The following is a 25284-nucleotide window of genomic DNA, read 5'->3' as shown; positions in this document are numbered from 1 at the left end:
CGCCCCCGCCCATCCGATCCATGGCCGCCATCCACCACCCGCCATCAACAGGAGCACCCAGATGCAGATCGCGATCCTCCTCTACAACCGCTTCACCACCCTGGACGCCATTGGCCCGTACCAGACGCTCAGCCAGCTGCCGGGTGCGGAGACGGTGTTCGTCGCCGAGCGCCCCGGCATCGTCCGGGACGACGTCGGCTCCGTCGGGCTGGCCGTCGAGGCCGCACTGGCCGATGTCACCGAGCCCGACATCCTCGTCGTACCCGGCGGGCTGGGGCAGGTCGAGCAGATGGACAACGGCGCGCTGCTCGACTGGGTCCGCGCCGTGGACGGCCACACCACCTGGACCACCTCGGTGTGCAACGGCTCGCTGATCCTGGGCGCTGCGGGCCTCCTCAAGGGCCGCCGGGCCACCTCCCACTGGGTGACGCTGGACCAGCTGCCCGGCCTGGAAGCCGAGCCGACGGGGGAGCGGGTGGTCTTCGACGGCAAGTACGTGACGGCGGCCGGCGTCTCCTCCGGGATCGACATGGGGCTGGCCCTGGCGGGGCGGATCGCCGGGGACCCGGTGGCCCAGTCGATCCAGCTCGGCATCGAGTACGACCCCCAGCCGCCGTACGACGCGGGCTCGCCCGACAAGGCCCCGGCCGAGATCACCGCGCTGCTGCGGGAACGCCTCGGCGTCCTGCTGCCCGGGCCGGAACAGCCCCGCCAACCCCGATAGCCCTGCCACCCCGCTCGCACTGCCCCCGGCTACCCAGTCACCCCGCGGGCCAGGTGAAGCGCGGCGCCCGGCGCTCCAGGAAGGCGGCGGCACCCTCCACGGTGTCGCCGCTCTCCCGCGCCTGCGCGGCCCAGTACGCGCCCCGCTCCTCGGCGTCGGCGGGCAAGACGTCCCACGTCCCGTCGGCCAGTTCCTTCGCCGCGGTCTGCGTCAGCAGCGACCGGCCGGCCAGTACGGCAGCGAAGTCCGCAACCCGCTTGCCCAGCTCGCCCTCGGGCAGCACCTCGTCCACCAGCCCGGTGCGCAGCGCCCGCGCACAGTCGATCAACTCCCCTGAGAACAACAGGTACTTGGCGGAAGCGGGCCCGATCAGCCGCACCAGCCGCCGGGTGGCGGACGACGGATAGACGACCCCCAGCTTCGCCGGCGTCACCCCGAACAGCGCGCCTTCCTCCGCGAAGCGCAGATCGCAGGCGGCCGCCAACTGGCAGCCGCCCCCCACGCAGTACCCGCGTATCGCCGCCAGCGTCGGTCCGGGGAACGCCGCCAGCGCCTCCTCCGCCGCCACCGCCAGCCCCTGCGACTCACCCGACGCATCCCGCAGCGACCCGATGTCCGCCCCTGCGCAGAACGTCCCGCCCTCGCCGGTCAGCACCAGCTGCCGGACGGCACGGTCGCCCGCCAGGCGCTCCAGCAGCGGCGGCAGATCCCGCCACATCTGCACGGTCATCGCATTCCGCTTGCCGGTGTTGCTGATCGTGACGGTCGCCGTGCCGTCGCTGACATGCGTCTTCAGAGCCGGTTCCATGTCCCGGATATTAGAGCGACCGGTCAGCGGGCGGCCGGATACGATCGGCGGCCTGATGTCAGCAACTCTTGTCGCCAAAGACCTCGCCGCCGGCCACGGCGAGCGCGTCCTGTTCTCCGGCCTCGATCTGGTCGCCGCCCCCGGCGACGTGATCGGCCTCGTCGGCGCCAACGGCGCGGGCAAGTCCACCTTGCTGCGCCTCCTGGCCGGCCTGGACACCCCGGAGGAGGGCAAGCTCGCGCTCAGCCCGCCCACCGCCACCGTCGGCCATCTCCCGCAGGAGCCGGACCGCCGCCCCGGGGAGTCCGTACGGCACTTCCTCGCCCGCCGCACCGGCGTCGCCGACGCCCAGCGCATTCTGGACGCCAGCACCCAGGCGCTGGTCGAGGAGCGGCCCGGCGCGGACGACGCCTACGCCGTAGCCCTCGAGCGCTGGCTCGCGCTGGGCGCCGCCGACCTCGACGAACGCGCCGAGGAGACCGCCGCCCAGCTCGGCCTCACGGTCAGCCTCGACCAGCCGATGACCTCCCTGTCCGGTGGCCAGGCCGCCCGCGCCTCGCTCGCCTCGCTGCTGCTCTCCCGCTACGACATCTTCCTGCTGGACGAGCCGACCAACGACCTCGACCTGGACGGCCTGCGCCGCCTGGAGTCCTTCGTCACGGGGCTGCGCGCCGCCACGGTCCTGGTCAGCCACGACCGCGAGTTCCTGACCCGCACGGTCAGCCGCGTCGTCGAGCTCGACCTCGCCCAGCAGCAGGTCAACACCTACGGCGGCGGCTACGCCTCCTACCTGGAGGAGCGCGAGCGGGCCCGGCGGCACGCCCGCGAGGAGTACGAGGAGTACGCCGAGACCAAGGCCGCCTTGGAGACCCGCGCGCACACCCAGCGCAACTGGATGGAGAAGGGCGTCAAGAACGCCCGCCGCAAGGCCCCCGACAACGACAAGCTCGGCCGCAAGGGGCGGGTGGAAGCCACCGAGAAGCAGGCTTCCAAGGCCAAGCAGACCCAGCGGCTGATCGAGCGGCTCGACGTCGTCGAGGAGCCGCGCAAGGAGTGGGAGCTGCGGATGGAGATCGCCGCGGCGCCCCGGGCCGGCGCGGTGGTGGCCACCCTCCGCGGCGCCGAGGTCCGCCGCGGCGACTTCCGTTTCGGCCCGGTCGACCTCCAGATCGACTGGGCGGACCGGGTCGCCATCACCGGACCCAACGGCTCCGGCAAGTCCACGCTGCTCGCCGCCCTCCTCGGCCGGCTCGCGCTGGACGAGGGCCAGGCCTCGCTCGACCCCGGCGTGGTGGTCGGCGAGATCGACCAGGCACGCGGCCAGCTCTTCGGCGGACGCGGCGCCGGCGACGAGCCCCTGATGGACGCCTTCCGGGCCTGCGTACCGGACCTGTCGCCCGCCGACGTCCGCACCCTGCTCGCCAAGTTCGGCCTGAAGGCCGCGCATGTGCTGCGCCCGGCACGCACCCTCTCGCCGGGGGAGCGGACGCGTGCCGCGCTGGCCCTCCTCCAGGGCCGCGGGGTCAACCTCCTCGTCCTCGACGAGCCCACCAACCACCTCGACCTCCCGGCCATCGAACAGCTGGAGTCGGCGCTCGCCTCGTACCCGGGCACGTTGCTGCTGGTCACGCACGACCGGCGGATGCTGGAGGCGGTCCACACCACGCGCCGCATCGAGGTCGAGGGCGGACGGATCGCCGACCGCACGGTGTGAGCCGTGCCCCACTCGAACAATCGATTTGGTCCTGCGGCCGGCGACCCGTACTGTGGTGTTCACCGACGCGGGGTGGAGCAGCTCGGTAGCTCGCTGGGCTCATAACCCAGAGGTCGCAGGTTCAAATCCTGTCCCCGCTACTCCATACGACAGCAGGCCCGGTGCTCAGGCACCGGGCCTGCTGTCGTACGTTGATCTGCCGTCACCCGCGATGCGGGGTATACCGGGACAAAGACCCCGGTGGAGGAGGCGGCGATGACCGACGGACCCGGATCCCCCCGGCATGACCCGCCGGCCGAGCGGCTCGGCCGAAGCTTCACCCGGCTCGCCGTACTCGGTGCCGTCCTGGTCGTCGCCGGGGTGGTGGGTCTGGTCTACGTCGGCCTGGCCACGCTCACCACGATGCTGCTGTTCGGCTGGCTGCTGCTGATCGGCGGGGTGGTCGGCCTGCTGCATGCCGTTGAGGCGCGCGGCTCGAACTTCTTCTGGCTCGCGGTGATCGTCGCGGCGCTGGACATCGCGGCGGGCGTGGTGATCATCCTCCGGCCCGAGGTCGCGGCGGTGGCGCTGACGATGTTCGCCGCGCTGCTCTTCCTGACGGGCGGGGTGTTCCGGCTGGTCGGCGGGCTGGTGGTGCGCGGCCCGCAGTTCGGCTGGACGCTGGTGCAGGGCGCGCTCGGCATTCTCCTGGGCGTCCTGGTGCTCATCAGCTGGCCGTACAGCAGCCGGTATGTGATCGGCACCTTCTTCGCCCTCACGCTGGTCTTCGACGGGCTCGGCCTGTTCGCGATGGGTATCGGCGGCCGCCGGGTCGTCGTCATGGCCGAGGAGGGCGAAGTGGCCGGATCCGACCCCCGGTCCGGGGAAGAGTGACGGCCGGCCGGACATGGCGCGTACCGTTCGGCCGCCGTTCCCTGCCGCTCCGCGAACAGGGAACAAAGGGGGCAGAACCAGTCGCCGCATCGATCGGACCGCGCCACATCGGTCAGAAAGCGTCGATAAGCGCTGACTTGTGTTCAGCGGGCCGGTCCGGACCAACGCATTCTCAACACTCTTCCTGTGAGGATGCCTTCCGGACCCCCCGCAGAACCCCCCGAGGAGCTGACCTCCGCGCTCGCGTACGAAGGTGCCTGGCGCTTCACCGCCCCGGCACTGGAGTCGTCGGTGCCGCAGGCGCGCCACGCGGTACGGGATCTGCTCGGCGAACAGCGTGTGCCGGTCGCCGCCGACGTCATGGACGGTCTGCTGCTGATCGTCTCCGAACTCGTCACCAACGCCGTCCAGCACGCCGCACTGCTCTCGCCCCAGATTGTCGTGCAGCTCACGATCGGGGCGAACTGGCTGCGGGTCGCCGTCGAGGACAACCACCCCTACCGCCCCAAGGCGCTCGAGGCGGACGAGGGTGATGTCGGCGGCCGCGGCCTGTGGCTGGTCAAGGCGCTGACCGCGGAGGCGGGCGGCAAGTGCGACGTCGAGCACACCGCGAACGGCGGCAAGGCCATCTGGGCCGAGCTGCCCCTCGTCCCGCTCGCTACCAGCCCGCCGACTGTCCCGTGAGCTCGCGGACCGCCGGGCGCGCCGCGTCCAGCACGGTCATGAACCACGCGGAGAACGGCACCCGGGTATGCCGCTCGGCCAGCTCCTGCGGCGTCACGAACGCGATCTCGCCCACCTCGTCGGGATCGGGCGTGGGCTCGGCCCGCACGAGCCCGACGAACAGGTGGTTGAACTCCTGCTCCACCAGGCCGGAGGCCGGGTCGGGATGGTTGTAGCGCACCGTGCCGGCCTCGGCCAGCAGCGCGGGAGCCAGGCCCAGCTCCTCCGCGGTGCGCCGGGCCGCGGCCGCGAACGGGGTCTCGCCCGGGTACGGGTGCCCGCAGCAGGTGTTGGACCACACACCGGGGGAGTGGTACTTCGACAGCGCCCGTCGCTGCAGCAGCAGACGGCCCTTCTCGTCGAAGAGGAAGACCGAAAACGCTCGGTGCAGCTGTCCAGGAGGCTGATGGGCGGCGAGCTTCTCCGTGGTGCCGATCGTCTTGCCGTCCTCGTCGACCAGCTCCAGCATGATCGGTTCGGCGGCGCCGTCCGCTGTGCTCGCCGCCGGGATCCCGGCGGTCTGTCCGTTGGCAGGTGTGATCGGCATGCCCATCCTTGTCGTCGGTCTTCGACGCCAAGTCTGCCCCACCTGCGTGCCCATCAGGCGCACAGCGAGCCAGGTCGTGCGCGGTGCCGCGCCGTTTGCCAGGCCGGACTCGGTGTCCGGCTCGGTGTCCGGAAGTGTGTCCGAATGCAAAAACGATCAGCCGCGGCCGGGCCGGCCGTGAGAGAGGCCACAGCGGCCGGCCCCCGAATGGCTCTCGCCACAGCCGCCCCGGCACAACCCGCACCACCCATGACCAGCCCACTCATAACCGGCACCGGATCGAGCACCTGGTCAGGGCGGCAGTTGTTCCGGGGCCGTCCGATCCACCATGATGATCGCGGCAGGCGCAGCCGTCGGTCACCCGATCGTGCGGTGAATGCGCGGTGAACGGCCGCATCCGGCGATCCGATAGCCTCTGCCGACGTGCCACCCAGCCCCTCCGGGCGCCAGGTGTGCCACGCCCGCTGCCCGGGTAGTTCGTATCGAATGCGGATCGATTGCGGACCGACCCGTGCTGCCTTGTCAGCATCCAAGGAGTGAGTTCGTCTGTCGACCGCCATCCTCACCGGTCCGCCGGTCGCCGGGTCGCCACTCGAAGCCGACCTGCGCACGCTGGGCTTCGACGTCCGTACGGCGAACGATGCCACGGCTGCCGCCGAGCTGATCGCCGCCGCCCCCGCCCAGGAGCGGGTCGCCGTCGTCGACCCCCGCTTCGTCGGACATCTGCACGCCCTGCGGCTGGCGCTGACCGACCCGCGCTTCCCGGCCGCCGCCGTCCCGGGGGCGCTCACCGCGCAGCCCGAGGCGCGCGCCGCGCTGGTCCGGGCGGCCGGCAAGATCCCCGTCGGCGCCGGTACCGCCCATCTCACCGACGTCCTGACCGACACCCTCACCGAGTCCCTGGACCACGAGGACATCGGCCTGCACCGCGTCGAGCTGGGCAGCCTGGTCGCCACTGTCGCCCTCACCCCGGCGCAGCGCGAGGACGCGCAGGAGGCCGTCGCCGCGGTCGACGACGAGGCCGTACGGCTGCGTACCGCCGTGAAGTCCCGCGACGGCTTCTTCACGACGTACTGCATCAGCCCGTACTCCCGCTACCTCGCCCGCTGGTGCGCGCGCCGCGGGCTCACCCCCAACCAGGTCACCACCGCCTCCCTGCTCACCGCGCTGATCGCGGCGGGCTGCGCGGCCACCGGGACCCGCGGCGGCTTCATCGCCGCAGGCCTCCTTCTCCTCTTCTCCTTCGTCCTGGACTGCACCGACGGGCAGCTCGCCCGCTACTCGCTGCAGTACTCGACGATGGGCGCCTGGCTGGACGCCACCTTCGACCGGGCCAAGGAGTACGCCTACTACGCGGGCCTCGCCCTGGGGGCGGCCCGCGGTGGCGACGACGTATGGGCGCTGGCGCTCGGCGCGATGGTGCTGCAGACCTGCCGCCATGTCGTCGACTTCTCCTTCAACGAGGCGAACCACGACGCCACCGCCAACACCAGCCCCACCGCCGCGCTCTCCGACAAGCTCGACAGCGTCGGCTGGACGGTCTGGGTGCGCCGGATGATCGTGCTGCCCATCGGCGAACGCTGGGCCATGATCGCCGTACTCACCGCGTTCACCACGCCGCGCATCGTCTTCTACGCCCTGCTGATCGGCTGCGCCCTGGCCGCCTGCTACACCACCGCCGGCCGGGTGCTGCGCTCGCTGACCCGGCACGCCCGCCGTACGGACCGGGCGGCGCAGGCCCTGGCGGACCTGGCCGACTCCGGCCCGATCGCCGAGCTCGTCGCCAAGGGCCCGGCCTCACGCGGATACATGGCGGCCCCCTTGATGGCCGTGGCAGGTGTGGCATTCCTCATGGCCCAGCTGCTGTGGAAGGACGGCGGAAGCTGGTGGCCCGTGCTCGGCGCCGCCATCTACGCGGCCTTCTCCGGCGCCGCGGTCGCCCGCGCCCTCAAGGGCCCCCTCGACTGGCTGGTGCCGCCCCTCTTCCGGGCCGCCGAGTACGGCACGGTCCTCCTCCTGGCCGCCCGCGCGGACGCCCCCGGAGCGCTGCCCGCGGCGTTCGGGCTGGTCGCGGCCGTCGCCTACCATCACTACGACACCGTCTACCGCATCCGCGGTGGCACCGGGGCGCCGCCGCGGTGGCTGGTCCGGGCAACCGGCGGACACGAGGGACGCGTCCTTGTAGTGACCGTCCTGGCCGCCGCACTGTCCCCCTCAGGTTTCACAATCGCGCTCACGGCTCTCGCCGTGGTCCTGGCGCTGCTGGTGCTCATCGAGAGCATCCGCTTCTGGGTCTCCTCCGGAGCACCCGCCGTACACGATGAAGGAGAACCCGCATGATCGGCCTCGTGCTGGCAGCCGGCGCCGGACGGCGTCTGCGCCCCTACACCGACACCCTGCCCAAGGCTCTGGTGCCGGTCGACGGCGACACGACCATCCTGGACCTGACCCTCGGCAACTTCGCCGAGATCGGCCTGACCGAGGTGGCGATCATCGTCGGCTACCGCAAGGAAGCCGTCTACGAGCGCAAGGAGGCCCTGGAGCAGAAGTACGGCCTCAAGCTCACCCTCATCGACAACGACAAGGCCGAAGAGTGGAACAACGCCTACTCCCTGTGGTGCGGTCGTGACTCCATCAAGCACGATGTGATCCTCGCCAACGGCGACACCGTGCACCCGGTCTCCGTCGAGAAGACCCTGCTCGCCGCCCGCGGCAACGGCCAGAAGATCATCCTCGCCCTCGACACGGTCAAGCAGCTGGCCGACGAGGAGATGAAGGTCATCGTGGACCCCGAGAAGGGCGTCCAGCGCATCACCAAGCTGATGGACCCGGCCGAGGCCACCGGCGAGTACATCGGTGTCACCCTCATCGAGGGCTCGGCCGCCGAGGAGCTCGCCGACGCCCTGAAGACCACCTTCGAGCGGGACCCCGACCTCTACTACGAGGACGGCTACCAGGAGCTCGTCAACCGTGGCTTCAAGGTCGACGTGGCCCCGATCGGCGACGTCAAGTGGGTCGAGATCGACAACCACGACGACCTGGCGAAGGGCCGTGACATCGCATGCCAGTACTGACCCGCCTCATTCCGTCCCCGGTCGTCGTTGACATCAACGCCGGCGCCCTGGACGACCTGGCGGGCCTGCTGGCCGATCAGCGCATCTCCGCGTCCGGCAAGCTCGCCATCGCGATCAGCGGCGGCTCGGGGGCACGGCTGCGCGAGCGGCTGTCCCCCGCGCTGCCGGGCGCCGAGTGGTACGAGGTCGGCGGCGGCACCCTGGACGACGCGATCAAGCTCGCCGACGCCATGAAGAAGGGGCACTACGACGCGGTCGTGGGCCTCGGCGGCGGCAAGATCATCGACTGCGCCAAGTTCGCCGCGGCGCGCATCGGCCTGCCGCTGGTCGCCGTCGCGACGAACCTGTCGCACGACGGCCTGTGCTCGCCGGTCGCCACCCTCGACAACGACGCGGGCCGCGGCTCCTACGGTGTGCCGAACCCGATCGCCGTGGTGATCGACCTCGACATCATCCGCGAGGCCCCGGTCCGGTTCGTCCGCTCCGGCATCGGCGACGCGATCTCCAACATCTCCGCGGTCGCGGACTGGGAGCTCTCCCACCGCGAGACCGGAGAGGCGATCGACGGACTGGCCGCCGCCATGGCGCGGCAGGCCGGCGAGGCCGTGCTGCGGCACCCCGGCGGGGTCGGCGAGGACGCCTTCCTCCAGGTGCTCGCCGAGGGCCTGGTGCTGACCGGCATCTCGATGTCGGTGGCCGGCGACAGCCGTCCCGCGTCCGGCGCCTGCCACGAGATCAACCACGCGCTCGACATCCTCTACCCCAAGCGCTCGGCAAGCCATGGCGAGCAGTGCGGCCTGGGCGCGGCCTTCGCCACGCACCTGCGCGGCGACAAGGAAATGTGCGCGCTGATGGTCGAGGTACTGCGCCGGCACGGCCTGCCGGTCACGCCCGACGAGATCGGCTTCACCGCCGAGGAATTCGTCGCGGCCGTCGAGTACGCACCCAAGACCCGCCCCGGGCGCTACACCATCCTGGAGCACCTGGACCTGTCCACCGACCAGATCAGGGACGCTTACGCCGACTATGCACAAGCCGTCAGTAGCTGAACTCCGCCCGGTGGTGCACCCCCCGGGGGTGAAGGACCGGCGGAGCGGCGAGCACTGGGCCGGCCGGCTCTACATGCGCGAGATCTCCTTGCGCATCGACCGGCACCTGGTGAACACGAAGGTCACGCCCAACCAGCTGACCTACCTGATGACCGTCTTCGGCGTGCTCGCGGCCCCGGCCCTCCTGGTGCCGGGGATCGCGGGCGCCGTGCTCGGCGTGCTGATGGTCCAGCTCTACCTGCTGCTCGACTGCGTCGACGGCGAGATCGCCCGGTGGCGCAAGCAGTACTCGCTCGCCGGCGTCTGGATGGACCGCGTCGGCGCGTACCTCACCGACGCCGCCGTGCTCGTCGGCTTCGGCCTGCGCGCCGCCGACCTGTGGGGCTCGGGCCGGATCGACTGGCTGTGGGCCTTCCTCGGCACGCTGGCCGCGCTCGGCGCCATCCTGATCAAGGCGGAGACGGACCTGGTCGGCGTGGCCCGCGCGCAGAGCGGCAAGGAGCAGGTCAAGGAGACCGCGTCCGAGATGCGCTCGTCCGGTATGGCGCTGGCCCGCAGGGCCGCCGCGGCGCTGAAGTTCCACCGGCTGATCCTCGGGGTCGAGGCGTCCCTGCTCATCCTGGCCCTGGCGGTCGTGGACCAGATCCGGGGCGACCTGTTCTTCTCCCGCCTGGGCGTCGCCGTGCTCGCCGGCATCGCGCTCGTCCAGACCCTGCTCCACCTCGTGTCCATCCTCGCCTCCAGCAGGCTCAAGTGACGGGGGCGTCCCAGATGCGCGTCGGTGCGGTTGTTCTCACGATGGGCAACCGCCCCGACGAGCTGCGCGCGCTGCTGGACTCGGTCGCCAAGCAGGACGGCGAGCGGGTCGAGATCGTCGTCGTCGGCAACGGTTCGCCGCTGCCCGAGCTCCCCGAAGGCGTACGGACCGTCGAGCTGCCGGAGAACGTCGGCATCCCTGCGGGCCGCAACGTCGGCATCGAGGCCTTCGGGCCCGGCGGCAGCGAGGTCGACATCCTGCTGTTCCTCGACGACGACGGGCTGCTGGCCAAGGAGGACACCGCCGAGCTGTGCCGGCAGGCGTTCGCCGGGGACCCCGAGCTCGGCATCATCAGCTTCCGGATCGCCGACCCGGACACCGGCGAGACCCAGCGCCGCCACGTACCGCGGCTGCGGGCCGCCGACCCGATGCGCTCCTCCCGGGTCACCACCTTCCTCGGCGGCGCCAACGCCGTCCGTACGAAGGTCTTCCAGGAGATCGGCGGGCTGCCCGACGACTTCTTCTACGCCCATGAGGAAACGGACCTGGCCTGGCGGGCGCTGAACGCGGGGTGGCTGATCGACTACCGGTCGGACATGCTGCTGCTGCACCCGACGATGGCCCCGAGCAGGCACGCGGTCTACCACCGCATGGTGGCCCGTAACCGTGTGTGGCTGGCCCGCCGCAATCTGCCCGCCCTGCTGGTTCCGGTCTATCTCGGCGTCTGGTTCCTGCTCACCCTGGCCCGTCGTCCCTCCTGGCCCGCGCTGCGGGTGTGGCTGGCCGGCTTCAAGGAGGGCTGGACGACCCCGTGCGGTGACAGGCGCCCCATGAAGTGGGCTACCGTTTGGCGACTGACCCGACTGGGCCGCCCTCCCGTCATCTGAGAAGCTCGTATCCGAGAGCATCAGGCGCGATGCGGGGCGTGACCCCGGCAGCGCACATTGAGGACGAAAGTGTCAACTGTGAGCGAGACAACGCACGACAGTGCGGTCGCCATGAGTGCCCCGCCAGCTTCCGACGAAGGGCTCACTGCGGCCCAGCGGGCCCAGAAGTACGGGCTCGCGCAGAGCGGGGCCCGCCCCAGCCTGCCGCAGTACGTCCGGGAGCTGTGGGACCGGCGGCATTTCATCTCCGCCTTCGCCAGCGCCAAGCTGACCGCGCAGTACAGCCAGGCGAAGCTGGGCCAGGTCTGGCAGGTGGCGACGCCGCTGCTGAACGCCCTCGTCTACTTCTTGATCTTCGGCCTGATCCTGAAGGCCGACCGGGGCATGGACCGCCAGATCTACATCCCGTTCCTGGTCACGGGCGTCTTCGTCTTCACCTTCACGCAGAGCTCGGTGATGGCGGGTGTCCGCGCCATTTCGGGCAACCTCGGCCTGGTGCGTGCGCTGCACTTCCCGCGGGCCTCGCTGCCGATCTCGTTCTCGCTGCAGCAGCTCCAGCAGCTGCTGTTCTCGATGATCGTGCTGTTCATCATCGCGATCGGCTTCGGGAGCTATCCGCGCCTGTCCTGGCTGCTGATCATTCCGGCGCTCGCCCTGCAGTTCCTGTTCAACACGGGCCTTGCGATGATCATGGCCAGGCTGGGCAGCAAGACCCCCGACCTCGCGCAGCTGATGCCGTTCGTCATGCGGACGTGGATGTACGCGTCCGGCGTGATGTTCTCGATCCGGACCATGCTGGCGGAGAGCCCCCCGTGGGTCGCCGACATCCTGCAGTGGAACCCCGCCGCCATCTACATGGACCTGATGCGCTTCGCGCTCATCGACGGCTACGCCCACAAGAACCTGCCCCCGCACGTCTGGGCGTTCGCGCTCGGCTGGGCGGTGCTCGTCGCCGTCGGCGGCTTCGTCTACTTCTGGAAGGCTGAGGAGCGTTACGGCCGTGGCTGACGACAACAACCCCCAAGAGGGGCGCATCCCCACCGTCATCGCCGACGAGCTGCACATCGTCTACCGCGTCAACGGCGCGAAGACGGGCAAGGGCAGCGCCACCGCCGCCCTGAGCCGCATCGTCAAGCGCGGCCAGGAGCGCGGCGTACGCAAGGTGCACGCGGTCAAGGGCGTCTCCTTCACCGCGTACCGGGGCGAGGCGATCGGCCTCATCGGCTCCAATGGCTCCGGCAAGTCCACGCTGCTGCGTGCCATCGCGGGCCTGCTCCCCGCCGAGAAGGGCAAGGTCTACACCAACGGCCAGCCCTCCCTGCTCGGCGTGAACGCGGCCCTGATGAACGATCTGACCGGCGAGCGCAACGTCATCCTCGGCGGGCTCGCCATGGGCATGAGCCGCGAGCAGATCAAGACGCGCTACCAGGAGATCGTCGACTTCTCCGGCATCAACGAGAAGGGCGACTTCATCTCGCTGCCGATGCGCACCTACTCCTCCGGTATGGCGGCCCGGCTGCGGTTCTCCATCGCGGCGGCCAAGGACCACGATGTGCTGATGATCGACGAGGCGCTGGCCACCGGTGACCGCAAGTTCCAGAAGCGCTCCGAGGCCCGCATCCGCGAGCTGCGCAAGGAGGCCGGCACGGTCTTCCTGGTCAGCCACAACAACAAGTCGATCCGGGACACCTGTGACCGGGTGCTGTGGCTGGAGCGCGGCGAGCTCCTGATGGACGGCCCGACGGACGAAGTGATCAAGGCGTACGAGAAGGAGACGGGCAAATAGCCCGGCCCTTTTGACCCAGCCCGCTCTCGAAGGTCTCCGCGAGTCCGGCTCGCGGAGGCCTTCGAGTGTTACGGCGATCTTTAACAGATGGTCAACTCTTCCGGGGGCGGGAACAGTTGGATCGTTGTCGATGGTGACCGGATTGTTGCCCGAAGCTTCGGTACCCCCTCGTACGCGGGCGAGATGTACGGCGTAAGCTGTACGGGTACTGAACAGCACAAGTGGTACAAGTCGGGCAACACTCACCTGAGCGGGCGAGGGAAGCTTCGTTCGGGGCGCGGCGTGACCTGCGGCGTGTCCGAAATGGGATGTTTTAGCTTGGCGGTGTAGAACGGGAGACGTGACGGCAATGGCTACTGGTTCGCTCCGGCTCCGAAACGCGCCGGGCAGCCCGCGGTGAGCGAAGGGGAGGCGTTGACGCGCACCGTCATCCATCGACGGGCGAAGGCGACCGGCGAGACGGCCGACGCACAGTCGCGCGCCGTGCTCGACAAGGCCGCGCACGAGAATTTCCCGGTGGCGCCGTTCTTCCTGCCGCGCGCGTGGCGGGCCGACCTGATGGCCGTCTACGGCTTCGCCCGGCTCGTCGACGACATCGGCGACGGCGATCTCGCGCCCGGTGGCGGCGATGCCGTGCTGCTGGGCCTGGACGCCGCGGCGACCGACGACCGCACCGCGATGCTGGACGCCCTGGAGGCGGACCTGCGGCGCGTCTTCCGCGACGCCGCCCCCGGCCCCCGGCATCCGCTGCTGCGCCGCCTGGGCCCGACCGTCCGTCGTTGCGCGCTCACCCCCGAGCCCTTCCTCGGCCTGATCGAGGCAAACCGCCAGGACCAGATCGTCACCCGCTACGGCACCTACGACGACCTGCTGGCCTACTGCGAGCTGTCCGCCAACCCCGTCGGCCGGCTCGTCCTCGGCATCACCGGCACCGCCAGCCCGCAGCGCCTCCGCCACTCCGACCGGATCTGTACCGCCCTCCAGATCGTCGAGCACGTCCAGGACGTGGCCGAGGACCTCGGCCGGGACCGCATCTACCTTCCCGCCGAGGACCTGAAACGTTTCGGTGTCTCCGAAGCCGATCTGGCCGCCCCGAGCGGGGGCGCATCGGTGCGTGCACTGATCGCATACGAAGCGGAACGCGCCCGTGACCTGCTGGATGAAGGCGCCCCACTGGTGGGTAGCGTCCACGGCAGGCTCAAGCTGCTGTTGGCCGGCTTCGTCGCCGGCGGGCGCGCCGCACTCCGGGCGGTCGCGGCCGCCGATCACGACGTACTCCCTGGACCGCCCAAGCCGACCAAGCTCAGCCTGCTGCGCGAGGTGGGGGCGACATTGCGAAGAGAGGGGTGAGCCGGACCGTGGAGGCAACCGCACACGCGTCTGCGCCGGTGCTCGCTGCGTACCGCTACTGCGAGGCCGTCACCGGGCAGCAGGCACGGAACTTCGCCTATGGCATCCGGCTCCTGCCGACCGACAAGCGGCAGGCCATGTCGGCGCTCTACGCCTTTTCGCGCCGGGTCGACGACATCGGCGACGGCAGCCTGGAAGCCGCCGCCAAGCAACGGCGCCTGGAGGACACCCGGGCGCTGCTGGCCCGCGTCAAGGACGGCCGGATCGACGAGGACGACACCGACCCGGTGGCCGTCGCGCTCGCCGACGCCGCCCGGCGCTTCCCCATTCCCCTCGATGCGCTGGACGAGCTGATCGACGGCGTGCTCGCGGATGTGCGCGGCGAGACGTACGAGACCTGGGAGGACCTCAAGGTCTACTGCCGCTGTGTCGCCGGAGGTATCGGCCGGCTCTCGCTGGGCGTCTTCGGCACGGTGCCCGGCGCGCTGGACGCCGAGCGCGCCGGCGAGTACGCCGACACGCTCGGCCTCGCCCTCCAACTCACCAACATCCTCAGGGACGTTCGGGAGGACGCCGACAACGGCCGCACATACCTCCCCGCCGACGACCTCGCCAAATTCGGATGCTCGGCCGGCTTCCACGGCCCCGTTCCGCCGCCCGGCTCCGACTTCGCCGGCCTGGTGCACTTCGAGGTCAAGCGCGCCCGCGCGCTGTTCGCCGAGGGCTTCCGGCTGCTGCCGATGCTCGACCGGCGCAGCGGCGCCTGCGTGGCCGCCATGGCCGGCATCTACCACCGCCTGCTGTCCCGGATCGCCGCCGACCCCGAGGCGGTGCTGCGCGGCCGGGTCTCGCTGCCCGGCCGGGAGAAGGCGTTCGTCGCGGTGCGCGGGCTCTCCGGCCTCGACGCGCGCGCGATCGGCCGCCGGGAGTCCGTCAGGAGGCGCGGATGATCCTCCGGGCAACCCTCCCCGGGACGCCTGCGTCCCTTTCAGCGGTACGGGGGGAGATCACATGACATCGGCAGCCAGGCCGCCCGGCCGTCCCCAGGGGGCGGCCGCCGTGGTCATCGGCGGCGGTCTCGCGGGCACCGCGGCGGCGCTCGCGCTGGCCGACGCGGGGCTGCGGGTCACCCTCGTCGAGGGCCGGCCCAGGCTCGGCGGGCTGGTCTTCTCCTTCCGCCGCGACGGCGCCGCCGGCGAGCTGACCGTCGACAACGGCCAGCACGTCTACCTGCGCTGCTGCACCGCATACGGCGCGTTCCTGGAGCGCATCGGCGCCACGCATCTGGCGCCCCTCCAGGACCGCATGGACGTCCCCGTCCTGGACGCCGACCGGATGCGGCTCGGCCGGCTGCGCCGCACCGCCCTGCCGGTGCCGTTGCACCTGGCGAAGAGCCTGGCCCTCTATCCGCACCTCACGCCCGCCGAGCGCGCCGGGGTCGTCCGCGCCACCCTCGCCCTCAAGAGCCTGGATCCGGCCGATCCCGCCCTGGACGGCGTGGACTTCGGCAGCTGGCTCCGGCGCCACGGCCAGACCTCCCGGGCCATCGAGGCGCTGTGGGACCTGGTCGGCATCGCCACCCTCAACGCCACGGCCGGCGACGCGTCCCTGGGCCTGGCCGCCAAGGTCTTCAAGACCGGCCTGCTCTCCGCACCGGGCGCCGCCGACATCGGCTGGGCCCGGGTGCCGCTCGGCGACGTCCACGGCACGCTTGCCCGTACGGCCCTGGAGAAGGCCGGCGTACGGATCGCGCTGCGCACCCGCGCCGAGGCCCTCTCCCGTACGGACGACGGCTGGCAGGTCTCGGTGGCGAACGGCCCGCACGGCCGCGAGCGGCTCGCCGCGGACACCGTCGTCCTCGCCGTACCGCAGCGCGAGACGCACGCCCTGCTGCCCGACGGTGCGCTGGCGGACCGGGACCGGCTGCTGGAGATCGGCACGGCGCCGATCCTCAACCTCCATGTGGTGTACGACCGCAAGGTGCTGCGCCGCCCCTTCTTCGCCGCCGTCGGCTCCCCGGTGCAGTGGGTCTTCGACCGTACCGACGCCTCCGGGCTCGCCGGACTCCCCGGCGGGGCCGGCTGCCAGTATCTGGCCGTCTCGCAGTCCGCCGCGCAGGAAGAGATCGACGAACCGGTCGCCAAGCTCCGCGCCCGCTATCTTCCCGAGCTGGAGCGGCTGCTGCCCGCCGCCCGGGGCGCCCGGATCCGGGACTTCTTCGTCACCCGCGAGCGCACCGCGACCTTCGCGCCCGCACCGGGCGTCGGCAGGCTCCGCCCCGCCGCCCGCACTCAAGCCCCCGGCCTGTATCTGGCCGGTGCGTGGACCGCCACCGGGTGGCCCGCGACCATGGAAAGCGCTGTTCGCAGCGGCACTGCCGCCGCTGGCGAGGCACTCACCGAACTCGGCTTCCCCCAGGGCCAGTTGCCTCAGGAGGCGGCATGACTACGAGTACTTCGAGCGCTCGCACGAGCACGAGCACCGGAAACAGAGGAGAAACCGTGAATCCGGCTTCCCCAGCTATCGACACCGAGAGTGTCACCGCGCTGCTGGAGCGCGGGCGGACGCTTGCCACTCCCGTGCTGCGTGCCGCCGTGGACCGACTCGCTCCTCCCATGGACACCGTCGCCGCCTACCACTTCGGCTGGATCGATGCCGCGGGCAACCCCTCGACGGGGGACAGCGGGAAGGCGGTACGCCCTGCGCTCGCCCTGCTGTCGGCCGAGGCCGCGGGCGTCGCCCCCGAGGTCGGCATCCCCGGTGCGGTCGCCGTCGAGCTGGTGCACAACTTCTCGCTGCTGCACGACGACCTGATGGACGGCGACGAACAGCGCCGCCACCGCGACACGGTCTGGAAGGTGCACGGCCCCGCCCAGGCCATCCTCGTCGGCGACGCGCTGTTCGCCCTCGCCAACGAAATACTGCTGGAGCTGGGCACGGTCGAGGCCGGCCGGGCGACCCGCAGGCTGACCCTGGCCACCCGCAAGCTGATCGACGGTCAGGCCCAGGACATCTCCTACGAGCACCGCGAGCGGGTCACCGTCGAGGAATGCCTGGAGATGGAGGGCAACAAGACCGGCGCGCTGCTGGCCTGCGCGGTCTCCATCGGGGCGGTCCTCGGTGGCGCCGACGACCGCATGGCGGACATCCTGGAGAAGTACGGCTACCACCTCGGCCTCGCCTTCCAGGCGGTCGACGACGTGCTGGGCATCTGGGGCGACCCGGAGGCCACCGGCAAGCAGACCTGGAGTGATCTGCGCCAGCGCAAGAAGTCGCTGCCGGTCGTCGCCGCGCTGGCCGCGGGCGGCCCCGCCTCCGAGCGTCTCGCCCGGATCCTGGCGGCCGACGCCAAGAAGACCGAGACCGAGATCGCCGACTTCACCGAGGAGGAGTTCGCCTCCCGGGCGGCCCTGATCGAGGAGGCCGGCGGCCGCGAGTGGACCTCTCAGGAGGCCCGCCGCCAGCACGCCACGGCCATCGCCGCGCTGGACGAGGTCGACATCCCGGAACAGGTCCGCGCGCAGCTGGTCGCGCTCGCGGACTTCGTCGTCGTACGAGAGAGATGATCACCATCGATACGAACTAGTTCGCAGTCGCCGGCCGGTGCCTGGGGGTACTCCCCAGCCACCGCTGGGAGGTGCCCCTCCCACGCCTTCAGGGCAGTGGGGGAGGGCACCGGCCGACGGAATCCCTGAACACGCATTGACAGTTCACTGCAGAAGGGGAAGCCATGACAGCGACGACCGACGGAAGCACCGGGGCGCTGCCGCCCCGGGCCCCTTCGGCCAGCGATGCCACCGCTGAGAAGACCGACACCGTCACCGCCGTGCGGCGCGCGACCGCCCGCGCCACCGACCATCTGCTCTCCCTCCAGGACTCCGCCGGCTGGTGGAAGGGCGACCTCGCCACCAACGTCACGATGGATGCCGAGGACCTGCTGCTCCGTCAGTTCCTGGGCGTGCAGGACCCCAAGCTCACCGAGGCCGCCGCCCGCTTCATCCGCGGCGAGCAGCGCGCGGACGGCACATGGGCCACCTTCTACGGCGGCCCCGGCGAACTCTCCACCACCATCGAGGCGTACGTGGCCCTGCGGCTCGCCGGGGACGCCCCGGACGCCGCCCACATGGCCAGGGCCTCCGCCTGGATCCGCGAACACGGCGGGATCGCCGCCGCCCGGGTCTTCACCCGGATCTGGCTGGCCCTCTTCGGCTGGTGGAAGTGGGACGACCTCCCCGAACTCCCCCCGGAGCTCATCTACTTCCCCAAGTGGTTCCCGCTCAACATCTACGACTTCGGCTGCTGGGCGCGGCAGACGATAGTGGCCCTGACCATCGTCTCGGCCAAGCGCCCGGTACGCCCGGCCCCGTTCGCCCTCGACGAGCTGCACACCGACCCGCGGCGCCCCAACCCGCCGCGCCCGCTCGCCTCCGCCGTTAGCTGGGACGGCGTCTTCCAGCGCCTGGACAAGGCGCTGCACGTCTACCACAAGGTCGCCCCGCGCCGACTGCGCCGGGCCGCGATGCGCTCCGCCGCCCGCTGGATCATCGAGCGGCAGGAGAACGACGGCTGCTGGGGCGGCATCCAGCCGCCCGCCGTCTACTCCATCATCGCCCTGCACCTCCTCGGCTACGACCTCGACCACCCGGTGCTGCGCAGCGGCCTGGAGTCGCTGGACCGATTCACCGTATGGCGCGAGGACGGCGCCAGGATGATCGAGGCCTGCCAGTCCCCGGTCTGGGACACCTGCCTGGCCACCATCGCCCTCGCCGACGCCGGACTGCCGCCGGACCACCCGCAGCTGATCAAGGCCGTCGACTGGATGCTCGACGAGCAGATCGACCGACCCGGCGACTGGTCGGTGCGCAGGCCTCAACTGGCCTCCGGGGGCTGGGCGTTCGAGTTCGAGAACGACAACTACCCGGACATCGACGACACCGCCGAGGTGGTGCTCGCGCTGCGCCGCGTGGAGCACCCCGATCCCCAGCGGGTCGACGCCGCGGTCCGCCGGGCGGTGCGCTGGAACCTCGGCATGCAGTCCAAGAACGGCGCCTGGGGTGCCTTCGACGCCGACAACACCAGCCCGTTCCCCAACCGCCTGCCGTTCTGCGACTTCGGGGAGGTCATCGACCCGCCGTCGGCCGATGTCACCGCCCATGTCGTCGAGATGCTCGCCGACGTCGGCCGTACCCACGACCCGAGCACCCGGCGCGGCATCGACTGGCTGCTGGCCGAGCAGGAGCCCAACGGTGCCTGGTTCGGACGCTGGGGCACCAACTACGTCTACGGCACGGGATCGGTGCTGCCCGCGCTCGCCGCGGCCGGCTTTCCCGCCTCGCACCCCGCGATCCGGCGGGCCGTCAGCTGGCTGGCCCGGGTGCAGAACGACGACGGCGGCTGGGGCGAGGACCAGCGTTCCTACCGGGACAAGGCCTGGGCCGGACGCGGCGCCTCGACCGCCTCACAGACCGGCTGGGCGTTGATGGCGCTGCTGGCGGCCGGAGAGGGGGAGAGCGAGGCGGTCCGGCGCGGGGTGCGCTATCTGGCCGACACCCAGCTCCCGGACGGCTCCTGGGACGAGCCGTACTTCACCGGTACGGGCTTCCCGTGGGACTTCTCCATCAACTACCACCTCTACCGCCAGGTCTTCCCGCTGACGGCCCTGGGCCGTTATGTCCACGGCGGACATGCCGACGCGCCGTTGGGGGACTGATGCCGAGACCGGCCCCGGCCGACGCGGATCCGCCGCTGCTGATCGCCTGCGCGCTCGGCATCGAGCGGCTCGCGCTGCGGGGCAGGGGCGGCGGTGGCACGCGTCCGCCGGTGGTCACCCTCCGTACGGGCATGGGCCCCCAGGCCGCCGAACGCGCTCTGGCACAGGCGCTGCGCGAGGGCGCCGCCACCGCGCATTCACCGGTCGTGGCCAGCGGCTTCTGTGCCGGCCTCGCACCGGGGATGCGGCCCGGGGACGTGGTGGTCGCCGAGGCCACCCGTGACCACCGGCCGGACGCCCCGGACATCGTCTGCCGCGACAACGGACCGCTGCTGGCGGCCCTGCGCGAGCGCGGGCTGACCGTGCACACCGGTCTGCTGCGCGGCTCCGACCACGTCGTACGCGGCGCGGAGCGGGCCGCGCTGCATGCCGAGGGGGCGGTGGCGGTGGACATGGAATCCGCGGCCACGCTACGGGCCGCGCGGCATGCCGGAAATCGTCCGGTTGCGGCCGTCCGGGTGATCGTGGACGCTCCAGGACATGAACTCGTACGTATCGGCACCGTGCGCGGTGGAATATCGGCCTTCCGTGTGCTGCGCTGCGTTCTTCCTGTTTTCTTCGAATGGCACCGTTCTTTGCTGCTCCCCAGGAGGTGAGCCAGATGGCCATGCCGCTTCGTCAGACCATCCGGGTCGGGACCTATCTTTTTGAACAGAAAGTGCTTCGCCGACGCGAGAAGTTTCCGCTCATCGTCGAGCTGGAACCGCTCTTCGCCTGCAATCTGAAGTGTGAGGGCTGCGGGAAGATCCAGCATCCGGCGGGCGTTCTCAAACAGCGGATGCCGGTGGCGCAGGCGGTCGGCGCGGTGCTGGAGTCCGGTGCGCCGATGGTCTCCATCGCCGGTGGCGAGCCGCTGATGCATCCGCAGATCGACGAGATCGTCCGGCAGTTGGTGGCGAAGCGGAAGTATGTCTTCCTGTGCACCAATGCGATGCTGCTGCGCAAGAAGATGGAGAACTTCACGCCCTCGCCGTATTTTGCATTCGCGGTGCATATCGACGGGATGCGGGAGCGGCACGATGAATCCGTCGCAAAGGAAGGCGTATTCGACGAGGCCGTGGCGGCGATCAAGGAAGCCAAGCGGCGCGGCTTCCGGGTCACCACCAACTCCACCTTCTTCAACACCGACACCCCGCAGACCATCATCGAGGTCCTCAACTTCCTCAACGACGACCTCCAGGTCGACGAGATGATGCTGTCGCCCGCCTACGCCTACGAGAAGGCCCCCGACCAGGAGCATTTCCTGGGGGTCGAGCAGACCCGGGAGCTGTTCAAGAAGGCCTTCGCCGGCGGCAACCGGCGCCGCTGGCGGCTCAACCACAGCCCGCTCTTCCTGGACTTCCTGGAGGGCAAGGCGGACTTCCCCTGCACGGCCTGGGCGATCCCCAATTACTCGCTCTTCGGCTGGCAGCGCCCCTGCTATCTCATGAGCGACGGCTATGTGCCCACGTACCGCGAGCTCATCGACGACACGGACTGGAGCAAGTACGGCCGCGGCAAGGACCCGCGCTGCGCCAACTGCATGGCGCACTGCGGCTATGAGCCCACCGCCGTCCTGGCCACCATGGGCTCCCTGAAGGAGTCGCTGCGGGCCGCCAGGGAGACCGTCGGCGGAAACCGCGGGTGATGCGCGAGCGGTGAGCCGCCGGCGCCGGGCTCCCCGGACGTCCCGGCCCGGCCCGGCCCGCGGCGGCGCGCCGCCGCGGGCCGGGCCGGCGCACACCGCACCCACAAGCCGAGGGAGCGCTGCCAGGCACCCCCGATGTCACCGTCAGCCGAAACCCATGGAGGGGGACCGAGCATGACCCTGCTGGAGCACATCCGCGAGCCGCGCGATGTCAAGGCGCTCCCCGAGGAGCGGATGGACGAACTCGCCGAGGAGATCCGGCAGTTCCTCGTGCAGGCCGTCACCCGCACCGGCGGCCATCTGGGACCCAACCTGGGCGTGGTCGAGCTGACCCTTGCCCTGCACCGGGTCTTCGACTCGCCCGCCGACCGCATCCTGTGGGACACCGGCCACCAGTCCTACGTCCACAAGCTTCTGACGGGGCGGCAGGACTTCTCCAAGCTGCGCGCCAAGGGCGGCCTGTCCGGCTACCCCTCCCGCGCCGAATCGCCGCACGACATCATCGAGAACAGCCACGCCTCCACGGTGCTGGGCTGGGCCGACGGCCTCGCCAAGGCCAACCAGGTCCGCGGCAAGGACGACCATGTCGTCGCGGTGATCGGTGACGGCGCGCTGACCGGCGGCATGGCCTGGGAGGCGCTCAACAACATCGCCGCCGCCAAGGACCGCCCGCTGATCATCGTCGTCAACGACAACGAGCGCTCCTACGCCCCGACCATCGGCGGCCTCGCCAGCCACCTCGCCACGCTGCGCACCACCGACGGCTACGAAAAGTTCCTGGCCTGGGGCAAGGACGTCCTCCAGCGCACCCCGGTCGTCGGTCAGCCGCTCTATGAATCGCTGCACGGTGCGAAGAAGGGATTCAAGGACGCCTTCGCGCCGCAGGGCATGTTCGAGGACCTCGGGCTGAAGTACCTCGGGCCGATCGACGGGCACGACATCGCCGCCGTCGAGTCCGCGCTGCGCCGCGCCGCCGGCTTCCACGGCCCGGTACTGGTGCACTGCCTGACCGAGAAGGGCCGCGGCTATCGGCCCGCCCTGGAGGACGAGGCGGACCACTTCCACTCCGTCGGCGTGATGGACCCGCTGACCTGCGCGCCGGTCACCCCGCCCAGCGCGCCCTCCTGGACGTCCGTCTTCGCCGATGAGATGGTCCGGATCGGCGCCGAGCGCGAGGACGTCGTCGCCGTCACGGCGGCGATGCTCCGGCCGGTCGGGCTGGGGAAGTTCGCCGAGGCCTACCCGGACCGGGTCTGGGACGTGGGCATCGCCGAACAGCACGCCGTGGTCTCGGCGGCCGGGCTGGCCACCGGCGGACTGCACCCCGTCGTCGCGGTCTACGCCACGTTCCTCAACCGCGCCTTCGACCAGGTCCTGATGGATGTCGCGCTGCACAAGTGCGGCGTCACCTTCGTCCTGGACCGGGCGGGCGTCACCGGCACCGACGGCGCCTCGCACAACGGCGTGTGGGACCTGTCGGTGCAGGGCGTCGTGCCGGGCCTGCGGATCGCCGCACCGCGCGACGCCGACCAACTCCGCGCCCAGTTGGGGGAATCGCTGGACGTGACCGACGCCCCGACGGTCATCCGGTTCCCCAAGGAGCCGGTGGGCGACCCGATCCCGGCCGTCGGGCGGATCGGTGGCGTCGACGTACTGCACCAGGCCCCGCAGCCGGACGTCCTGCTGGTCGCGGTCGGCGTGATGGCGCCGGTGTGTCTGCGGGTCGCCGAACTCCTCGCGGCGCGCGGCGTCGATGCGACGGTCGTCGACCCGCGCTGGGTCAAACCGGTGGACCCCGCGATCCCCCCACTCGCCGCGCAGCACGCCATGGTGGCCGTCGTCGAGGACAACAGCCGCAACGGCGGGGTGGGCTCCGCGGTCGGCCAGGCGCTGCGGGACGCGGAGGTGGACGTACCGCTGCGGACCTTCGGCATCCCCGAGCAGTTCCTGCCGCACGCCAAGCGTGGCGAACTGCTGGCCGACCTCGGCCTCACCCCGGCCGAGATCGCCGGCCGGATCAGCGCCGCGCTGGCCCGCAAGAACGGCGCCCCGGTCCGGAAGGAGAATGCCTCGTGACCGGATTCGACCTGGCGAAGCTGCTCGCCGAACGCGGCGCCGAGCGCTACGACCTGCATGCCCGCCATCTCAACCACCAGCTTCCGCGGATGCTGCACACCATCGGCTTCGACAAGGTCTACGAACGGGGCGAGGGCGCCTACTTCTGGGACAGCGACGGCCAGGACTACCTCGACATGCTCGCCGGATTCGGCGTGATGGGCCTCGGCAGACACCATCCCGTCGTACGCCGGGCGCTGCACGACGTCCTCGACGCCGGCCTCCCCGACCTCACCCGCTTCGACTGCCAGCCGCTGCCCGGCCTGCTCGCCGAGAAGCTGCTGTCCTACGCGCCCCATCTGGACCGGGTCTTCTTCGGCAACAGCGGCACCGAAGCCGTCGAGACGGCCCTGAAGTTCGCCCGCTACGCCACCGGCAGACCCCGCATCCTCTACTGCAACCACGCCTTCCACGGCCTGACCACCGGCTCGCTCTCCGTCAACGGCGAGGACGGCTTCCGCGACGGCTTCGCGCCGCTGCTGCCGGACACCGCCGTCGAGAGGGGTGATCTGGCTGCGCTGGAACGGGAGTTGAAGCGCGGAGACGTCGCGGGTTTCGTCGTCGAGCCGATCCAGGGGAAGGGCGTCCACCCCACCCCGCCCGGATTCCTGCGCGCCGCCCAGGAGCTGCTGCACCGCCACAAGGCCCTGCTGATCGCCGACGAGGTGCAGACCGGCCTCGGCCGCACCGGCGACTTCTTCGCCTACCAGCACGAGGACGGCGTCGAACCGGACCTGGTCTGTGTGGCCAAGGCCCTCTCCGGCGGCTATGTCCCGGTCGGCGCGACGCTCGGCAAGGACTGGATCTTCAAGAAGGTCTACTCGTCGATGGACCGGGTGCTGGTGCACTCCGCCAGCTTCGGCGCCAACGCCCAGGCCATGGCGGCCGGCCTCGCCGTGCTCACGGTGATGGAGGACGAACAGATCGTCGCCAACGCCCGACACACCGGCGATCTGCTGCGCGAGCGGCTCTCCGCACTGATCGGCAAGTACGAGCTGCTGCACGACGTCCGCGGCCGGGGACTGATGGTCGGCATCGAGTTCGGCAAGCCGAAGTCGCTGGTGCTGCGCGGGCGCTGGACGATGCTCCAAGCCGCCCGCAAGGGTCTGTTCGCGCAGCTGGTCGTGGTGCCCCTGCTGCAGCGCCACCGCATCCTCACCCAGGTCTCCGGCGACCACCTGGAGGTCATCAAGCTGATTCCGCCGTTGATCATCGGGGAGCGGGAGGTGGACCGCTTCCTCGACGCCTTCACGGCCGTCATGGACGAGGCCCACAACGGCGGCGGCCTGCTGTGGGACTTCGGGCGGACGCTGGTCAAAGCGCAGCTGAGCGCCCGCGGGTGAGTCCGCGCCCGCCGCTGTGGGGCGGGCGCGGAGGCGAATCCGTCCGCTCCTAACGGGATTCCACGGTGACTGTCAGTGCCGGCCGTTACCGTCGAAGGCGTGAGTGACAGTGTCACCATGGCGACCGGGGAAGCCGG

General features: G+C 71.0%; 22 protein-coding genes and 1 tRNA gene. 21 read left to right on the top strand and 2 right to left on the bottom strand.

The genetic code is table 11. From position 1 onward, the window contains the following. The first annotated feature begins 61 nt into the window (after positions 1 to 61). Positions 62 to 724 carry a DJ-1/PfpI family protein gene (locus ACIGWZ_RS31895; RefSeq protein ID WP_400070197.1) on the top strand — a complete coding sequence of 221 codons (663 nt, stop codon included), beginning with the start codon at positions 62 to 64 and terminating at the stop codon, positions 722 to 724. A gap of 37 nt (positions 725 to 761) precedes the next feature. On the opposite strand, the gene ACIGWZ_RS31890 is transcribed toward ACIGWZ_RS31895, so the two are convergent. Further along, positions 762 to 1532 (bottom strand): enoyl-CoA hydratase/isomerase family protein, encoded by a 771-nt coding sequence (locus ACIGWZ_RS31890; RefSeq protein ID WP_400070196.1) that lies wholly within the window; start codon positions 1530 to 1532, stop codon positions 762 to 764. A 55-nt stretch (positions 1533 to 1587) separates the two neighbouring features. On the opposite strand from ACIGWZ_RS31890, the gene ACIGWZ_RS31885 reads away from it, so the two are divergent. The 4 genes from ACIGWZ_RS31885 (at position 1588) to ACIGWZ_RS31870 (ending at position 4803) form a co-directional block, all read left to right on the top strand. Then, positions 1588 to 3246 (top strand): ABC-F family ATP-binding cassette domain-containing protein, encoded by a 1659-nt coding sequence (locus ACIGWZ_RS31885; RefSeq protein ID WP_400070195.1) that lies wholly within the window; start codon positions 1588 to 1590, stop codon positions 3244 to 3246. 66 nt (positions 3247 to 3312) lie between these two features. Further along, positions 3313 to 3386, top strand: a tRNA-Met gene (locus ACIGWZ_RS31880). A 115-nt stretch (positions 3387 to 3501) separates the two neighbouring features. After that, the gene (locus tag ACIGWZ_RS31875) at positions 3502 to 4119 is read left to right on the top strand and encodes an HdeD family acid-resistance protein (protein WP_400070194.1); all 618 of its coding nucleotides are present in this window, start codon (positions 3502 to 3504) and stop codon (positions 4117 to 4119) included. 192 nt (positions 4120 to 4311) lie between these two features. Further along, positions 4312 to 4803, top strand: a complete 492-nt coding sequence (locus ACIGWZ_RS31870) for an ATP-binding protein (RefSeq protein ID WP_400070193.1) — start codon at positions 4312 to 4314, stop codon at positions 4801 to 4803. Here the strand turns inward: ACIGWZ_RS31870 and idi are convergent. Next, positions 4778 to 5389: an isopentenyl-diphosphate Delta-isomerase gene (gene idi / locus ACIGWZ_RS31865; RefSeq protein ID WP_400070192.1), complete on the bottom strand. Its 612-nt coding sequence runs from the start codon at positions 5387 to 5389 to the stop codon at positions 4778 to 4780. The two genes, ACIGWZ_RS31870 and idi, sit on opposite strands and share 26 nt — an antisense overlap. A gap of 546 nt (positions 5390 to 5935) precedes the next feature. Here idi and ACIGWZ_RS31860 point away from each other — a divergent pair. The 16 genes from ACIGWZ_RS31860 to ACIGWZ_RS31785 all read left to right on the top strand — a co-directional run bounded on the left by ACIGWZ_RS31860 (position 5936) and on the right by ACIGWZ_RS31785 (position 25147). Continuing rightward, on the top strand, positions 5936 to 7729 hold the full coding sequence (locus tag ACIGWZ_RS31860; protein WP_400070455.1) for a DUF5941 domain-containing protein: 1794 nt from the start codon (positions 5936 to 5938) through the stop codon (positions 7727 to 7729). Next, positions 7726 to 8463, top strand: a complete 738-nt coding sequence (locus ACIGWZ_RS31855; protein WP_238576330.1) for a sugar phosphate nucleotidyltransferase — start codon at positions 7726 to 7728, stop codon at positions 8461 to 8463. Before ACIGWZ_RS31860 ends, ACIGWZ_RS31855 begins: the two co-directional genes overlap by 4 nt. Continuing rightward, entirely contained in the window at positions 8451 to 9512 is a 1062-nt protein-coding gene (locus ACIGWZ_RS31850) for an iron-containing alcohol dehydrogenase family protein (protein ID WP_400070191.1), read from the top strand. Before ACIGWZ_RS31855 ends, ACIGWZ_RS31850 begins: the two co-directional genes overlap by 13 nt. Then, on the top strand, positions 9490 to 10269 hold the full coding sequence (locus ACIGWZ_RS31845) for a CDP-alcohol phosphatidyltransferase family protein (protein ID WP_400070190.1): 780 nt from the start codon (positions 9490 to 9492) through the stop codon (positions 10267 to 10269). Before ACIGWZ_RS31850 ends, ACIGWZ_RS31845 begins: the two co-directional genes overlap by 23 nt. Positions 10270 to 10283: 14 nt before the next feature. Continuing rightward, a complete protein-coding gene (locus ACIGWZ_RS31840; RefSeq protein WP_400070453.1) occupies positions 10284 to 11156 on the top strand; it encodes a glycosyltransferase family 2 protein in 873 nt (290 codons plus the stop codon). A 78-nt stretch (positions 11157 to 11234) separates the two neighbouring features. After that, on the top strand, positions 11235 to 12164 hold the full coding sequence (locus tag ACIGWZ_RS31835; protein WP_400070189.1) for an ABC transporter permease: 930 nt from the start codon (positions 11235 to 11237) through the stop codon (positions 12162 to 12164). Continuing rightward, complete coding sequence (locus tag ACIGWZ_RS31830; RefSeq protein WP_400070188.1) at positions 12157 to 12942, top strand: ABC transporter ATP-binding protein; 786 nt, start codon at positions 12157 to 12159, stop codon at positions 12940 to 12942. Before ACIGWZ_RS31835 ends, ACIGWZ_RS31830 begins: the two co-directional genes overlap by 8 nt. 483 nt (positions 12943 to 13425) lie before the next feature. Further along, entirely contained in the window at positions 13426 to 14292 is an 867-nt protein-coding gene (gene hpnC, locus ACIGWZ_RS31825) for a squalene synthase HpnC (protein WP_400070451.1), read from the top strand. Next, positions 14289 to 15242, top strand: a complete 954-nt coding sequence (hpnD, locus tag ACIGWZ_RS31820) for a presqualene diphosphate synthase HpnD (RefSeq protein WP_400070187.1) — start codon at positions 14289 to 14291, stop codon at positions 15240 to 15242. The genes hpnC and hpnD overlap by 4 nt, the downstream gene beginning before the upstream one ends. Before the next feature lie 61 nt (positions 15243 to 15303). Continuing rightward, positions 15304 to 16737, top strand: coding sequence for a hydroxysqualene dehydroxylase HpnE (gene hpnE / locus ACIGWZ_RS31815; protein ID WP_400070186.1), 1434 nt, complete (start codon positions 15304 to 15306; stop codon positions 16735 to 16737). Continuing rightward, positions 16734 to 17858, top strand: a complete 1125-nt coding sequence (locus tag ACIGWZ_RS31810) for a polyprenyl synthetase family protein (RefSeq protein ID WP_400070185.1) — start codon at positions 16734 to 16736, stop codon at positions 17856 to 17858. The genes hpnE and ACIGWZ_RS31810 overlap by 4 nt, the downstream gene beginning before the upstream one ends. A gap of 164 nt (positions 17859 to 18022) precedes the next feature. Then, positions 18023 to 20002, top strand: coding sequence for a squalene--hopene cyclase (shc, locus tag ACIGWZ_RS31805; protein WP_400070184.1), 1980 nt, complete (start codon positions 18023 to 18025; stop codon positions 20000 to 20002). After that, positions 20002 to 20658: a 1-hydroxy-2-methyl-2-butenyl 4-diphosphate reductase gene (locus ACIGWZ_RS31800; protein ID WP_400070183.1), complete on the top strand. Its 657-nt coding sequence runs from the start codon at positions 20002 to 20004 to the stop codon at positions 20656 to 20658. The genes shc and ACIGWZ_RS31800 overlap by 1 nt, the downstream gene beginning before the upstream one ends. 5 nt (positions 20659 to 20663) lie before the next feature. Next, positions 20664 to 21689, top strand: coding sequence for an adenosyl-hopene transferase HpnH (hpnH, locus tag ACIGWZ_RS31795; RefSeq protein ID WP_400070182.1), 1026 nt, complete (start codon positions 20664 to 20666; stop codon positions 21687 to 21689). A gap of 174 nt (positions 21690 to 21863) precedes the next feature. Continuing rightward, a complete protein-coding gene (gene dxs, locus ACIGWZ_RS31790; RefSeq protein ID WP_400070181.1) occupies positions 21864 to 23765 on the top strand; it encodes a 1-deoxy-D-xylulose-5-phosphate synthase in 1902 nt (633 codons plus the stop codon). Further along, positions 23762 to 25147, top strand: coding sequence for an aspartate aminotransferase family protein (locus ACIGWZ_RS31785; RefSeq protein WP_400070180.1), 1386 nt, complete (start codon positions 23762 to 23764; stop codon positions 25145 to 25147). The genes dxs and ACIGWZ_RS31785 overlap by 4 nt, the downstream gene beginning before the upstream one ends. The last annotated feature ends 137 nt before the right edge of the window (positions 25148 to 25284 follow it).

The organism is Streptomyces sp. NPDC053427, assembly GCF_044544985.1.
GTDB lineage: Bacteria > Actinomycetota > Actinomycetes > Streptomycetales > Streptomycetaceae > Streptomyces.
The sequence above is the reverse complement of the archived record's forward strand: the minus strand, read 5'-3'. Positions and strand labels throughout refer to the sequence as shown.